The 16706-nt window shown below is 28.1% G+C and carries 11 protein-coding genes; all 11 read right to left on the bottom strand.

The window, feature by feature from the left end; all coding sequences use genetic code 11:
• Window positions 1-4: 4 nt before the first annotated feature.
• The 11 genes from IPP08_05710 to IPP08_05660 all read right to left on the bottom strand — a co-directional run bounded on the left by IPP08_05710 (window position 5) and on the right by IPP08_05660 (window position 16683).
• Entirely contained in the window at window positions 5-2341 is a 2337-nt protein-coding gene (locus IPP08_05710) for a fibronectin type III domain-containing protein (GenBank protein QQS67659.1), read from the bottom strand.
• A 215-nt stretch (window positions 2342-2556) separates the two neighbouring features.
• Window positions 2557-3069: a hypothetical protein gene (locus IPP08_05705; protein QQS67658.1), complete on the bottom strand. Its 513-nt coding sequence runs from the start codon at window positions 3067-3069 to the stop codon at window positions 2557-2559.
• 26 nt (window positions 3070-3095) lie between these two features.
• Window positions 3096-4541, bottom strand: coding sequence for an aminopeptidase P family protein (locus IPP08_05700; GenBank protein ID QQS67657.1), 1446 nt, complete (start codon window positions 4539-4541; stop codon window positions 3096-3098).
• A gap of 61 nt (window positions 4542-4602) precedes the next feature.
• Entirely contained in the window at window positions 4603-5502 is a 900-nt protein-coding gene (locus tag IPP08_05695; GenBank protein QQS67656.1) for a hypothetical protein, read from the bottom strand.
• A 4-nt stretch (window positions 5503-5506) separates the two neighbouring features.
• A complete protein-coding gene (locus tag IPP08_05690; protein QQS67655.1) occupies window positions 5507-6250 on the bottom strand; it encodes a polyprenol monophosphomannose synthase in 744 nt (247 codons plus the stop codon).
• A 36-nt stretch (window positions 6251-6286) separates the two neighbouring features.
• Entirely contained in the window at window positions 6287-7744 is a 1458-nt protein-coding gene (locus IPP08_05685) for a sugar transferase (protein QQS67654.1), read from the bottom strand.
• Between the two features lie 92 nt (window positions 7745-7836).
• Window positions 7837-9030: a bifunctional 3,4-dihydroxy-2-butanone-4-phosphate synthase/GTP cyclohydrolase II gene (locus IPP08_05680; protein ID QQS67653.1), complete on the bottom strand. Its 1194-nt coding sequence runs from the start codon at window positions 9028-9030 to the stop codon at window positions 7837-7839.
• A gap of 61 nt (window positions 9031-9091) precedes the next feature.
• A complete protein-coding gene (locus IPP08_05675; GenBank protein QQS67652.1) occupies window positions 9092-11572 on the bottom strand; it encodes a T9SS type A sorting domain-containing protein in 2481 nt (826 codons plus the stop codon).
• Entirely contained in the window at window positions 11572-15087 is a 3516-nt protein-coding gene (locus IPP08_05670) for a T9SS type A sorting domain-containing protein (protein ID QQS67651.1), read from the bottom strand. The genes IPP08_05675 and IPP08_05670 overlap by 1 nt, the downstream gene beginning before the upstream one ends.
• 63 nt (window positions 15088-15150) lie before the next feature.
• Window positions 15151-15927 (bottom strand): RNA methyltransferase, encoded by a 777-nt coding sequence (locus tag IPP08_05665; protein ID QQS67650.1) that lies wholly within the window; start codon window positions 15925-15927, stop codon window positions 15151-15153.
• A gap of 66 nt (window positions 15928-15993) precedes the next feature.
• Window positions 15994-16683, bottom strand: a complete 690-nt coding sequence (locus tag IPP08_05660) for a TlpA family protein disulfide reductase (protein ID QQS67649.1) — start codon at window positions 16681-16683, stop codon at window positions 15994-15996.
• Between the last annotated feature and the right edge of the window lie 23 nt (window positions 16684-16706).

Raw genomic sequence — 16706 nt, 5'->3', positions numbered from 1 at the left:
TAGATTATTTCAATTTTAACTGTTTTGGTAGTTTAGATCTGTTACTTATAACCACATCAGAGATTGATCCAGTCGTAAATGTCCAAACTTCAGACCAGGGGCTAGTACTTGAACTATTTACACCTTGAACTCTCCAATAATATTTAGTTTGAGATTTTAAATTCTTATACAAATAAACTGAATCAATCTGATTAGAATTAATTAATGGATCTTGAAAATTATTATTTATTGAAATTTGGATATTATAACTTTCTGCTCGATTAATTAATCCGAATTTCACATACCCGTTTGTTGCACTATTAATTGTATCTTTTTTAGGAAAAATTAAATTTGGACTATTTGTTAACTGAGGAGTTATTCCGATAATAGAATCAATCAATCCAATACTCATATTATAATAACTTCCACTTGGAGTTTTTTCTAATTTTACAGCCCTAATCATATAAACATTTTTACCATTGTAAAAATTTGAATCTATGAAGCTTTCAGATTTTATAATTTCTTTATTGATCTTTCTAAATTTATCATTTATACTTTTTGATGAGTAGACATTATAGCCTATAACATTATCTGAAGATTGATCCCATTTAAGTTCATTTGAGTTATCATTTGAATTTAAGATTAAATTTTTTACTGGCAATACATATGAAGATCTAAGTGTTGGGTCTCCCATTAATGCAACATGAACCCCTGGAGCTGCAAATCCTGGATTGTAAATATCTATATTATCTATCTGGTTATTTTGAGAAACAAACGCTGAATAACCTATAGATTCGCCTAATGCCATATGATGAATATGCCAAAAAGGTCTTCCTGACCAAGCTGAAGTTAAAGCCATACCATTAGCAGCTAATGGGGCTCGTAAGAAACTATTATCTACATCCCAATCTCCAAAATAACTACCAAAAAGAAATGTAAATACAGAATTAATTTCATTGTTAACAAAATCTGAAGTTGTTCCAACACCTCCACAACTAGTATATGTACCTCCTCCACAACCATAAGAAAATAGGTATGATTCTTTACTTAATTTTCCAATATACTTATCAGCAAATGTATTTTCAACACCTAAATTAGAATAAAAGCCTCCCCAAGAAGTTGTAGCAAATCCACCATTAACAGAACCATACATTCCAAAATTATCATCAATCAAGCCTCTTTTAATTGGTCTATTAATACCAAGTTTAAACTTATGATTTTTCTCCAAATACATTTTCAACAAACCAATTTCATTGAGCTTAAACTGTGACATATTTACCAAATCAACTCGACCTATTTGCATTTCAGTTCTGCTTGGTAACTCACCTTGATCATATTTACCATCATTTGGAATATTTTTATTTGAAGTTCTCGAAGCTTTTGAATTATTTATTTCTGTATCAGACCATAATTCATCATCAATATCAGCGTAAAAAACATCTGCGGGCCAAGCTCCAACGTGGTCTGGATGACCATCTGGTGCAATATTACCAGAGTAAGGTACTGGAACATGTCCGAGTATAAATATAGATTTAACTTTATTTGTATTATACTCAGTTTTAACAATTTTCTTAACATCAGGAACTTTTTCTTTTGAAGAAATATACTTTGTGATAACATTCCACCCATCACCAATCAAATCTGTTTTCAAATTTTTAATTTCTACATTTAAGGAATCTTTTAAGCTTTCTTCCACTAACAAAAGCAATGTACCATTAAACTCATTTATTGATGATTTTATTCCACAAAACATATATTGATATGCTGAATAAATTCTATTAGTTTTAATAATTCTGTATTCATAAGATTCACCAATAATAACTTTCGTATCTATAAAAGATGTAGCATTATAAGGAAGATCAGCAATTTGGTCAACCCAATCAATATCTTCTTTTCTTTTTCTTTCAATAGTATATTGATCCATATTTGTATCTAAATCCCATTGAAACTTAATAGAAGGTGGGGTTTCAATTAAAGTTACTTTTATAGGAATTGTGTAATCTTTTGGAGTTGGAGTTGGTATTATTTTAAATGTACCTGAAGTTGATTCTATCAGTGGATTATCTTTATCGGAAATTTTTATTAAACAATTTGCAGATGTTAAATTTGGACAATTCCAATTTACTTGTCTAGCAGAAGCTTTATTAGTATCTGAAATTAATATCCATTTCTTTCCACCATCAATTGTGTATTCTAACTTTACTAAATTAACGTTTGAAAATGTCCATTTAATAATTTCAGTACTAGCCCATAAGTCTTTAGTTACAGGTGAAGTAATTTTTAAAGTACCTTGTGATAATGCATAATTACTAACATTTGCAATAATTAAAATTAAGAATATAAACTTTAATATACTTTTCATTAAAATAGTTTTTACAATTTTTAAACAATTACATTTACTCTAAAATATACAAATAAATTCGTTTATTTACAATTAATTAAGTTAGAAATAATTATCTGATAAACAAATTTTTTTGCAATATTTTTCAATCACTAAATAAAAAAGCATTAAACAAAATTTCATTTATGAAATATCTTTTAATGCTAAATTAAATCCTAAAACTAAAACAAGTTATTTTATAAGAAATATCTATATCCCACAAATATTTGTACGTCACTTCCGTTTTGTCCTATATCAAAATTAACCTTTACACCAGTTAAAATCTGCCCTTCTGATCTATTATTAAATGTAATTCCACCACCTAAATTAATTCTAAAAAATTGTTTGTCTGAAGAAGCACCATAAGTTTCACCTGTTGTTCTATCAATTACATAAGCAGGACCAGCTATTGCAAATCCTTCAAATGTTTTTCCTTGAAATGGAAAAGAATATCTACCATTTGCTTCCATTGAAAGTCTAATAATAGTTCTGTCTTTATTATCTGAGTATGCTGTTGCATCAATTCCTGGTTCGATTCCAAAATTTGGTGTTAATGCAAAATCACCAAACAATCCAAAGACAAATTTTTGAGATAATAAAAAACCTACTTTAGCACCAACAAATGTTCCATTTAACTGTGCATTAGATTTTTTGATTGAAAGTACTGATAAAGTCAATACTATTAAAAAGATAGAAATTAATTTTTTCATTTTAGTTAATATAAAAGGATAATATGTTAAAGATTTTTTTTCATTATTTTTTCAATTTCAGTTGATATTCTTGGTAGTTTTTCTGACATAATTATTGGATTATCCTTTGTTATTAATATGTCATCTTCAATTCTAACACTAATGTTCCACCATTTTTTATCGCAAGGACTATCATTTGCAATATAGATACCTGGTTCAACAGTTATAATCATTCCTTCATCTAATAAAATTTTAGTACTTCCAACGTCATGCACATCTAAACCTAAATAATGAGAAGTTCCATGCATAAAATACTGACCATACTCAGATTCATTATTTATTATTCCCAAACTTTTTAAACCTTTACTAATTATCTCAACAGCTAAAAAATGTGGTGATTTAAACTGATTTCCTTTTCGACATAATTTAATGGCTGAATCTTGTGCCTTATAAACTAAATCATATATCAACTTTTGTTCATTTGAAAATCTACCGTTTATAGGAATTGTTCTAGTAATATCTGCACAATATCCATGATACTCTGCACCACAATCCATTACAATTAAATCTTGGTTTAAAATTTTTCTTCTACTTGAGGTATAATGTAAAATACAACCATTTTCTCCACTCCCTATTATACTTGGATAAGCAGGAGATTCAGAACCCCTTTTATGAAAAACTGATTCCATAATTGCTTCAAGTTCATATTCATACATTCCAAGTTTTGCATTTTTAATAGTTTCTAAATGTGCTTCAACACTAATATCAATAGCTTTTTGCATTAACTTTATTTCTGATTCAGATTTAATTACTCTTAGAACAGAAAATAATTGATTGTTATTAATTATTGAAAGATTTGGATATTTAGTTTTAATTTTGATTAAATTATCTTTAACCCAATTAGATTGATTTCTCGAAATAACATCCATTAAAATATTATAGCCCCAATCTGAATATAGTAAAGTTTTGGTTTTGGGTAAAATAGAATCTAAAACACTTTGCAATTCAATATCTTCTAAAACAACTTTAATTTTTGATATTTTTTTTGCAACATCTACACCCATTCTTTTGTTAATCCATAAATCACTATATTTATCTCTATCTTTTACAAATAGAATTTCATAGGTTGAATCACCATTCTTTAGATGAAACGCATTTTTAAACAAAATAAATGAAACTCCAATTTCATTTATTCCAGTCAAGTAATATAAATTGTTGTTCTGTTTGAAATCAAAATTGACATCATTAGATCTAACTTTTTCTTTTGAGCTTTCTAAAAAAAGAGCCATCCCAGAATCTAAATAATCAAGAGCTTTTTGTCTTCTTAAAGCATATTCAGATGGCTTTATCAAATCAGTATCATTTATTACATAATGATCATATCTACCTGCTTCTTGAGGATGCAATGCTAATGTAGGAGCAAAACATAGCCAAGATAAAAATAATAATTTACTAAAAAATTTATAATTTATATTATGAATTGACTTAAACAATAAGTGATCTTTTTTTAATTTATTTTGATGAATAAAGTATATACAAACTAAATTCATTCACTTAATTTTTTTTTGATTTATTTAAATTTTTTGTATTTTTTTTGGTCACTATTATTTTTGGGGATAGAGTTCTAATATAAGTAGAAATTGCTTTTTGCTTAATTGGAAAAACTAAGTTATTAGCTGTTTTCATAGTTAAATTTAAATCAGAATCTGTTTCAGATTTACTAAAAACTAAAAGCCCATCATTTAGTGAATAATAAAAATCACCATTTGTATTTATTGTTCCCTCAAAACTCATATCAGAACTAGTTACCTCATCTGAGTTTGAATTTACAGATGATTTAATGGTTTGGAAATTAATTATTGCTACTTTGTTGCCTAATGTATCTATAACTGATTTAAATGTTTTTTTAATACTGGTTGAAGTTATAACAGTTGTTCTCATAATTGTTAATAATAGAGTATCAGTTTTCGTGTCTATCCAAGAATCACCAATTGATTTATCTACCAATAACAAAGGAGAAAAAACCAATAAATTCTGTTTCATTGAAACATTGAAAAGATTAGTATTATCTGTTTCAGATATTTGATACTTTTTTATTCCTTTTAAAATTTTTCCATTTGTAGTTGTTGTAAATTCATTTATGTTACCTACTAAAGTAGTATCCATACTTCTTGGAAATCCAGTTTGACCTATTATTTTAATTCTATTAGATAAATCTTGTATTTTCCATTTGATTTCTTTTGAATCATTCTTAATACAAGTTAAATCGGTTAGTGCATTTGAAAAAGAATTTGTTTTAGATTCTTGACCTTGCATATTGACAGCAATATCTACTTCTGTAGTTGTATTGAATTGGAATTTATCACCTGCTTTTATTGAGATAGATTTAACTTGAGAATAACCTGAAATGGTTAACAAAAAGAAAACAACAATAAATAAATTTAAAAATTTCATTTTATTAATTATACAATTTTTTAATACTACCAAATATCTTTAAAAATCTTAACTTCCAAACCATAATCATAGCTTCATGAATTATATTTTTGGACATTTTAGAAACTCCATTTCTCCTATCTACAAAAATAATAGGAATCTCTAGAATTTTAGAACCTAAATTCCAAGCCAAAAAATTCAATTCAATTTGAAAAGAATAACCATTTGAATTAATTTTATTAAGATTTATTTTTCTTAGTAATGAAACTCTAAAGCATTTAAAACCACCTGTACCATCATACAAAGGCATTCCAGTGATAAGTCTTGAATATATATTAGCACAATAGCTTAATAATAACCTGCTCATTGGCCAATTTACAACATTAACTCCTTGAGAATATCTTGAACCAATTACTAAATCGTTCTCTAAAATTTTATCAAGAAACACTGGTATTGTGTTTGGATCATGAGAATAATCAGCATCCATTTCAAAGGCAACATCGTAATTATTTAATATTGCATACTCAAAACCTTTACAGTAAGCGGTTCCAAGACCTAATTTACTTTCCCTACTAATTAAATTAACTCTATCATTAGTCAAAGTTACATTCTCAATAAATTTGCCTGTACCATCAGGAGAATTATCATCAACAAAAAGTAAGTCTAATCTATCATCTTGTTTTAATACATCATTTATTAATGTTGGTACATTATCAAGTTCATTATAAGTTGGAATTATAACCAAAACTTTTTTGAATATAAAAGACATCAGAAAATTTTATTGATTAAAAAATTAGATTAAAAACTAAGCTTGTCCTTTTCTACCAAGTACACGAATCAAAGTTCGAAACATTATTTCAATATCAAGCCTTAGTGAAATATTTTCTATGTAAAAAAAGTCATGTCTTAATCTTTCCCTTACATATTCGATATTTTCAACAATCTCATCTGCTTGAACTTGATTCCATCCTGTTAATCCCGGTTGTACTCTCAATCTTCTTGGATAAGAAGGTAGAAGTTTAGAATATTTTTCAACATAAAAAGGTCTTTCAGGTCTAGGACCAACTACACTCATTTCACCTACAACAACATTCCAAAATTGGGGTAATTCATCAATATGAGTAGATCTAATAAATTTACCAACTTTAGTTACTCTTGAATCATTCATCTTAGTCCAGCTAATTCCTTTAACTTCAGCATCAGTTCTCATTGATCTAAACTTATGACACTTAAATTCTTTGTTGTTCAATCCTACTCTATTTTGACTATAAAAAACAGGACCACCATCTTCAAGTTTAATAAATATAATTGTCAATAGCATTATAGGAGAAGTTATTATCAATGCAAAAATAGAAAAAATAATATCTAAAATCCTTTTAGAATGTTTTTGCCATGTCAACATTATTTCTGGGCTAATTTCTATTAAAGGAACACCATACAAATGTTGAGCTTTAGTTTGACCATTAATCAACTCATATAAATCAGGAATAATTTTTACAGTAGTTTTTGAAACTTTACTTTCAGTTATTAAACTATATATTAAACCTCTATCACTTTCCATACCTAGAACTGTTACTTCGATATTATTAACTTCTATAATTGAATTTATATCTGAAATGTTTCCAAGTGATCTATTTGAAAATATTGGACTTTCATTTCCATTTATTAAAACAGTACCCATAACTTTATAACCTAATTCTAATGAATTATCAAACATATCTAACAATTGTAAACTTCTAGAAGATTCACCAACTATTATAGTTTTCTTCAATCCAATTCCTTTTCTTCTAAGAAGTTTAAGAAAATGTCTAACAAACCATCTGCTAAAACCAATAAAAAAAGTATTAAGTAAAAAATAAATTAATATTGAAATAAATAAAGTACTAGGGTATCCATTAGGAACATTTGCAGTTTCAATATAAACAAGCAAAAGAAGGATTGTACAAACAATAGCAATCACTTTAGTAACTGAATAAAATTCATCAAAAAGTGATCTATTATGAACAGAAAAATATACTCCAAAAAACCAAAAAGCAAACATCCATCCACTTAACAAAAAAAACAAAGTTACGCTGATTAGCCAAAATGGATATCCCATTAAGTCTGAATATATACCACTATGTACTCTAACTAAATAAAATATAAAAAAAGAAATAGTTATAGCAAACAAATCTAAAATGACTACTAATGCTAATATCAAGCTTGAATATTTGATATTAGAATTTCTTTTAATATTACTTTTTAAAATCAAAGAATTATTCATACATATTTGTTTTATATACAGTGATTTATTCTGATAAAAAACAATTTATAGTTGATTATAAAAGGATAATGTATTTAATGTTTATAAAATATTTATGAAAACAAATGACCTAATTTATCTTTTTTTGTTTTTAAATATTTAAAATTTGAATCATTATGACCTACCTCTAAAGGAATTCTTTCAACTACTTTCAATCCATAACTTTCTAAACCAATAATTTTTTTAGGATTATTAGTAATTAATTTCATTTCCTTAATTCCAAGGTCAGAAAGAATTTGAGCACCTAATCCATAATCTCTCAAATCTGCTTTAAAACCAAGAGCTTCGTTTGCTTCAACTGTGTCTTTACCTTGATCTTGAAGAGCATAAGCTAGTAATTTATTAGTCAATCCAATTCCCCTTCCTTCTTGCCTCATATAAAGCACCACTCCTCTGCCTTCTTGTTCAACATAACACATTGAGGTGTGAAGTTGAGATTGACAATCACATCTTTTAGAACCTAATGTATCACCAGTAAAACATTCACTATGAACTCTAACTAATACTGGTTCATTAGTAGTAATGTCTCCTTTTACTAAAGCAAGATGTTCTTTATTATCTAATAAATTATGATAAAGATGTAATTTAAAATCTCCATAATCTGTTGGTAAATCTACTTCAACTATTTTTTTTACAAGTTTTTCTTTTGTTAATTTATAAGCAATCAAATCTTTTATTGTAACAATTGGCATTTCAAATTTTTTAGATAATTCTAGTAAATCTGGAAACCTAGCCATAGTTCCATCATCTTTTAATATCTCACAAAGTACTCCTACTGGATATAAACCTGATAGTTTCATCAAATCAACTGCTGCTTCAGTATGACCAGCTCTTCTTAAAACTCCTTCTTCAACAGCTCTCAAAGGTGCTATATGACCTGGTCTTCCAAAATCAGTAGGTTTGGAATTTGGGTCTGCAATTGCTTTTACAGTTGCAGATCTATCAGCAGCAGATATTCCTGTTGTAGTTCCATGAATATAATCTATTAAAATTGTAAAAGGTGTTTGATGTAAAGAAGTATTAACAGGTGACATTAACTCAAGATTAAGTTCCAGAGCCCTTGATTCTGTTAAAGGAGTGCAGAGCATACCTCTACCTTCGTTGATCATGAAATTAATCATTTCAGGAGTACACATTTCGGCAGATCCAACAAAATCTCCTTCGTTCTCTCTTTCTTCATCATCAGTAACAATTATTAATTTTCCTTTTTTTAAAAAATCAATTGCTAAATCAATTTTACTAAACATATATAAAAATTTAATTTTAATTTAAAATTTCTGGTTCAAATTAACTTAACAATATTATAAATTAATTTTCAATTTTAATACAGAGCATTTTACTTTTTACTTTTCCATCATATATTGTTAAAAAATAATTTCCATTTGGAAGATCTAACAACTTTATAGTTTTACTATTGATTCCTATTTCAGTATTTTCCATAACTTTTTGAATTACTAATTTTCCGTTTACATCCCTAATATCTAATTTTAAATTCCCACTTGTTGCGGAACTATACTGGATTTTAAAAAGATTTTTAATTGGATTAGGAACCACATCCATAATTATAATATCATTAACAATATTCTCTAATTTGTTGACTGAAGATTGAGGTAAAGATTCATCTGTTATTGATGTTCGCCACATTGATCTTCCAAAAGTTGCACAATAAAGTTGTTTTGTTAACTTATGAATTCTTAAATCTGTAACTCTTACATTTGGTAAACCATTATTGAAAGAGTTCCAAGATAATCCTTCATCAATACTAACAAATACACCAACATCTGTTCCAACAAATATATGTTTATTATTGTTTGGATCTATCTCAACTGAATTAAATGGTACATCAGGTAATTTCCTTGAGATATTAGTAAAATTTTTTCCTTTATCATTGCTTACAAATACATGACCCGAATTATAACCAGTACATACAGCATAAACTCGATCTGGTATTAATGGATCATATTTCAAATCTGTCATATATCTAGTTGGTATTCCTATTGAATTTCCCCAAGTATTACCTAAGTCAGTACTAAACTTTACACTTCCATCACTACCACCAACGCATAAATCATTTATAGTGTGTTTACTTAATCCAATGCATGATACATAACCTGCTACATTTGGAGTATACTTTTTCCAAACTCCAATTGAAGGATTAACACTAAATAAATTTCTTCTTCCTGTGAAAAGTGTATATTTATCTGCAGGACTCATTACCATAGGAGATGACCATAAACCACGCTCCTCAGGGCTACCAATAGAGTTCTTATCGAAAAAAGGATTGCCTGGATTTATTCTAGTCATATAATCACCATTATAAACTTCAGCATAAACATATTGAGAATCAATTAAATCAACTACACAATAAAACCCATCACCTCCAAGAATTCCCTTCCAATTATTATTTGAACTATTTATTCCAAATGATCCTGAAGAACCATTGTCTTGACTCCCACCATATACCTTATTAGAATTTCTTTGGTCTATATCCATTCTGTAGAATTGTGTTACAGGTAAAGTTGTTGCCAAAGTTTGCCAATTAACTCCATCATCAACTGAAAAATATGAACCACCATCATTTCCTATATAAACTACTTCAGGAATTGAAGGGTCAAATGAAATCCAATGTTGATCGGGATGTACAGAATAATCTTGTAAATCATTTCCTGTATATGAATTAGTTATATTCTTCCATTTTTCACCTCCATTAGAAGACCTCCAAATATCAATTCCACCTATAAATACAATGTTTGGATTAACAGGATTTACAGATATACAAATGTTGTAAAATTGTTGGTTTTTAAAAAAAGATTGATCAAATGTTTTTAACAACGACCATGTAACTCCTTTGTCTAAGGTTTTATATACCTCTGCATTTACTCCCTTTGAAATAAGTCCATATAGAATGTTCGGATTCGTTTCCGAAATTGCAATACACATTCTACCATCAGATTCCATACCAACTGATTTATTAATAAATGTTGATCCTCCATTGTTAGAATATTTAACGTTACTTCCACAAATATAAAGCTCATCTGGATTTTTGGGATTCACAGCCAAATCATATATATCGTCTGTAACTGAATTGGTCCAAGTAACCCCACCATCTATACTTTTAAAAAATCCACCATTTCGAATTCCAACAACGTAAATAATATTTGAATTAAGTTTACTGACATAAATTTTTGTTATTGCAAATATGTTTTTCAAACCTATATAATTCCAAGTCTCACCTAAATCATTTGATTTAAAAATTCCTGCTCCATAATAACCATCACTTCCAGCTTCTTCTCCAGTTCCAACATACATCACATTTTTATTATTTGGATCAAATGTTATAACTCCAAAAGCAATTGTATTCTGATTATCAAAAACAGGTTTCCATGTTAATGCTCCATCAGAAGATTTCCATAAACCACCAGAAGCTGTAGCAATAAATATTGTTGAATTATCAAAAGGAGAACTAGCAATACACCTTACTCTACCACCTATATTATCTGGACCAATACTTTGCCATTTTGAAGTTGATAAAAATTTTGGTTGAGTAATTTTTTCATTTGAATTTGATTGAATATAGTCTCTTTGTTTATATCCATTTTCTATCAAATTATTTGGAACTGAATCAAAGGGGAAACGTAGTCTGTGTTGAACCCATTGTTCACGTTCCCTTAACTCGTTTCTTTTATTATCTTCATTATAATTTTCTTGAGAAAATAACTTAGTAAATAGAACCAAATACATTAAAACTAAAGTATAGAACCTTATTTGATACTTAATCTTTTTCAACATTATTTTATAATAGTAATTGGTGAGCTCAATCTAATACCATTTGTGGATGTTACTACAAAATAATACAATCCACTCGAAAATTCTTTTGTATCAATTTCATAACTAGAATTAACTTTATCAACATTTTTTAATTTCATTTCCTTAATAATATCTCCTTGTGGATTGTAAATTATTAAATTACAATTATCTGAAATATTAGAATCTTTAGAATTTAATGATATGTTAATAATGTTTTTTGCTGGATTAGGATATACTTTGTAATTTAAATTATTTTCCAATTGTTTAAAATCATTAACTGAATTTAAAAATTGAAATTGTGGTAGAATTCTTACTACTCCTGCTGTATCAGTACAAATATACTGGCTTTTTGTTCTATCAATTCCCCCATTATAATAAGTTAATCCATAAAATTCAATTGAGTTAATCCCGCTTGATATTAATGTAACTAAAGAATCATTAGAATAATTTACATTCAATTTTATTCTTTGAATTTCACTTCTAAATTGTTCGTTTGTATCCCTATTTAAAACTCCTTGTATAAATCCCGATTCATCAAACTCCAACGATCTTCTATCATTACCTAATACTTTCTCAACAATTTTTTGAGAAATAAGTTTTCCAGTTTTATCAACTAAATAAATTGTTGGATTAGAACCAGGAGTAATCAAATTTAAACCCCAAGGGCTCATAGCTATTCCAGAAATACTTTTAATAGGTAAATCTAATTCTCCAATTTTAAAGCCAAGCGTATCCATAATTAGAACTTTAGAATTGTTATAATCATTATCAGAATAAAGTAAATAAAATACTTTTTCAGAATTATTATAAGCCATATCTTTTACACCAACTGGAATGTTTGATAGTTTTACACTATCCCTTTTTGATATATTAGATAAAGGTAAATTCCATTTTAACATTATATTTTCATCTCTTACTGTACTCCACATTTGATTATCTTTTACTGCTACAGCTTCAATAATAAAACCTCTATTTAAAATTTCAGAAGTATTAGTTTTTGGGCTTAATGAAAACAATCCTGACTCGGCAATTTTATTAGATGTAAGCTCTTCAACCTTTATTTTTGCTCTTGTTGTTCTATATCTTGGTAATTGTAAAGAATCATAATTTGCTAATGTACTCTCAACTAATGTTTTATAAGTTTCACCACCATTTAATGAAATAGAAATTTTAACTGAACTTGTAAAACCAGACCATTTACTTAAAATTTTTGAAGGGGTAACGAATGTTTCTCCACCTACTGGATATAATAATAATGCTGGTTCTTTTACAAGACCTATAGCCACTTTCCACATAGACCTCCCATGACTAGCAGCATATAGAACGTTTTGTTGTTTATGAATTCTTAAATCTACTATTGGAGCTATTGCCAACCCATCCATAAAAGGGAACCAAGTAACTCCTTTATCTAAACTAGCAAAAACTCCAACATCAGTTCCAATATAAAGTTGTTGATTATTAGCAGAATTAATTTCGATTGCGTTTACAGGAGTATTTGGTAAACCTTTTGAAATGTCTTTAAAATTTTCTCCATAATCTGTTGAAATATATACTCTACCAGATCCTGTTCCGGAAAATACTGCATATACGATATTCTCTTCTAATGGATCAAATTCAATTTCAGAACAATATCTTCCTGGAGTACCTTTTGAATCAGTCCAACTTCCACCATCATCACTACTAAAAGCAACCTCTCCCCTTTCAGATCCTATCAATAATCTTTGAGCATTAAATTTAGATAATCCTATTGCTGAAATTTTACCTCCATTTCCTGGTGATAACTTTGTCCAGTTTGTACCTATGTCTCTTGTTCTCCATAAAAAAGTTTGACCAGAATAAAAACTTTTTTTATCAACAGAGCTCATTGCCATTGGAGAAGACCAAGCTCCATCATCATTTATCTTACCATTAGGATCCATATTCTTATTTCCTGTTGAACCAGTATTGGATATTGTAATTCGATTAATATTGTTTCCATTAAAGTTCTCAGCATAAACATAATTTGGATCTGCTTGATCTACAGTAGTATAAAAACCATCTCCCCCATATATTGACTTCCATTTGTCTGTAACAATTGATGTTGTGCCAAAGGATCCATGTGAACCATTATCCTGAGTTCCTCCGTATAATCTATAAAATCTAGTTTGATCTATATCCATTTTATAATATTGAGTTACTGCTAACTTTGTTGAGAATCTTGACCAAGTTTTTCCAGTATCGATTGAAACATAAATTCCTCCATCATTCCCAAGATAAACAACTTTGTTATCCTTAGGATCAAATTTAATAATATGTTGATCTGGATGTACATTTCCACCATTATAACTGTTTGTTACATTAGAGTAAGATAAATTATTATTGGTTCTATATACATCAATTCCACCTACAAGAACAACATTATCATTCTTTGGGTGTACAGCAATTGCATTATCATACCAACCTTGTCCGCTTGTTCCTACTGTAAAAAATGAATTTGGGAGAGTATAAATTAATTTCCAAGATTCATTTGCTGCATCAAAGAAATAAACTTCGCCTATATCAGCACTACCAGAAGCTCTGGCAATTAATGCATAAACTTTTGTTGTTTTACTAGGGGATATTGAAATACTTATTCTTCTAGAATTTGTAAGAGTTAATCCAGTAACGATTTTTTTAAAAGTAACTCCTCCATCAATTGATTTTTGAACTGAATTTTCATTAGAAATATATACTTCGTTAAAATTATTTGGATTAACTGTCATATCAAAATAATTTCCACTTACAACTATTTTCCAATTTGAACCTCCATCTATTGATTTATAAAATCCCCCATTGTTTTTAGTTGATGTTACATAAATAATTTTATTGTTTGAAGGAGAAATTGCTATGCCTGAAATTGCACCTACGTTAGTTAACCCAATATTTTTCCAAGTTTTACCTTCATCAATACTTTTAAACAAACCATCACCTAAGTATGAATCAACATTTGAAGTTATCTCGCCAGTTCCTACATATATCGTATTACTATTAGTAGGATCATACATTATAGAGTTCACTGCAATTGCTGTTTGAAAGTCAAAAATTGGTGTCCAGTTTGTTCCGTTATCTATAGTTTTCCATACTCCTCCAGCTGCAGCTCCAATTAGCAAAGTACCAGCTTGTGTTGGGTGAACTGCAATTGCGCGTATCCTTCCACCAATGTTCATTGGTCCTACTTCCTCCCATGTCGATGCTACTGATTGAAATTCTTTAGAATTTTTCAAAGATTTGGAATATCTTTCGACCATTCTTTTAGTCTCACGAATAGCTTCAGACCTGACTCCCTGAGGAATTGAAGGGTATGGGTATGCCCTCTGACCATAAAACCATTTCTCTCTTTCTTCAATATTCCCTTCATCAAAATCTTTTTTAGAATTTGTATTTATAGATTTATTTACTTGAGCATTTAAACTAATTATTGTCAGAAAAAATAGTAGAATAAATGAAATAAATCCTTTTAATTTTTGAAATATCAACATATAATATATTGTTTGCAAATAAGTTGTTGTTTGATTAAATTAGATAATCTTTTTACAAAAATATCAAATAGAAGTACTATATTTTAAATAGTTTTTGGATAATTCATAACATAAAATTGAAACTGTTGTTGCAGCATTTAATGATTCCATTTCTCCAAAACCTTTAATTGAGACATTCTCATGTTTTAAATTCTTTATAGATTTTGATAATCCATGTGCCTCATTTCCTATTATATAAATAGCATTTTGAGGAAGATTAATTTCGCTTAAAAAATTCTTAAAATCAATATCTAACAATAGAATTTGTTTACCTGAATTTTCTAACCACTTTACCCCAATATCTTTATAAACCTTTACTCTGAAAACAGCACCCATACTTGCTCTAACTGCTTTTGGATTATATGGTGATACACAATTTTCAGAGAGAATTAAAGAATCAAATCCAAACCAATCTAAACTTCGAAATATATTACCCATATTTCCAGGATCTGTAATTTCATCTAAATAGAATAACGGTTTTTCTGTAATTATATTTTCAATATCACCAGAATTTGGAATTGATATTACAGCAGCACATTCTTGAGAATTTTCAGTATAAAAAATAGAATTATCAAATTTATTTTCAACTAAATACATTTCAACATTATGTAAAATATTTTTTAATTTATCTAACTCAAGTTCTTTTCCGTAAACAAACTTTATATCACATAAATTTTTTTTACTTAACTCACTTAACAATCTAAAACCTTCAGCAACAAATAAATCGGATTTTATTCTTCCTTTATTTGATTTTAGTGATCTTACTAATTTGAGATTATTTATTGATAAATTTTTATACATTTAAATTTAAAAAAATAGTTGAGTTAAAAAGATTAACTCAACTATAAGTTAAAAATTATTTTATAATTAATTCATTAAAGCTGCTTCAATTGCTTTTCTAAAAGTTGCTTCACTTTGTCCACCAACAAAATTTGAAGTTATAATTCCTTTTTTATCTATTATGAATGTTGAAGGGATTCCAGATATACCACCGTATGCAGAAGTAACTTCTTGTGCAATTTTCATTTGTGGCTCTGAATCCATACCTAAATACAACATTGGATATGACATTTTATTTGAATTCATAAATTTAGATAAAAGTTGAATTATTGTTGTTCCTGGTTGTAATCTTTCACTTACAGAAACTCCAATTACTTCAAATCCTTTTGGTCCTAACTCATTTCTCAATTTTACAATATCTGGAAGTTCAGCTCTGCAAGGAGGGCACCAAGTTGCCCAAAAATTCAACATTACAACTTTCCCTTTATAATCATTTAGTGATTTAGAAGTCCCATCAGATGAAGTCCATTTGATATTTGGAGCAATTTTTTTATCATCACTTTTATCAACTCCAGAAATAGGTACTATTCCTAATTCATTCGGCTCACTTGGAGTTGCTGTCTGTGGAGATAACTTAGTTGCAGCTGCTTCAGATGATTGAACATTACTAGCAGAATCTTGATTTGATGCACTTTGTGAGTTATTTGTAGTTGTTTTACAAGAAACTAAAAAAATTAACAGACTAAATACTATTAATTGAATTGAAATTTTTTTCATTTACAAGAATATATTTTTGATTA

The organism is Chlorobiota bacterium (assembly GCA_016700335.1).
Classification (GTDB): domain Bacteria; phylum Bacteroidota; class Ignavibacteria; order OLB7; family OLB7.
Note: the sequence above shows the minus strand (reverse complement) of the source record. Positions and strands in the feature narration are given on the sequence as shown.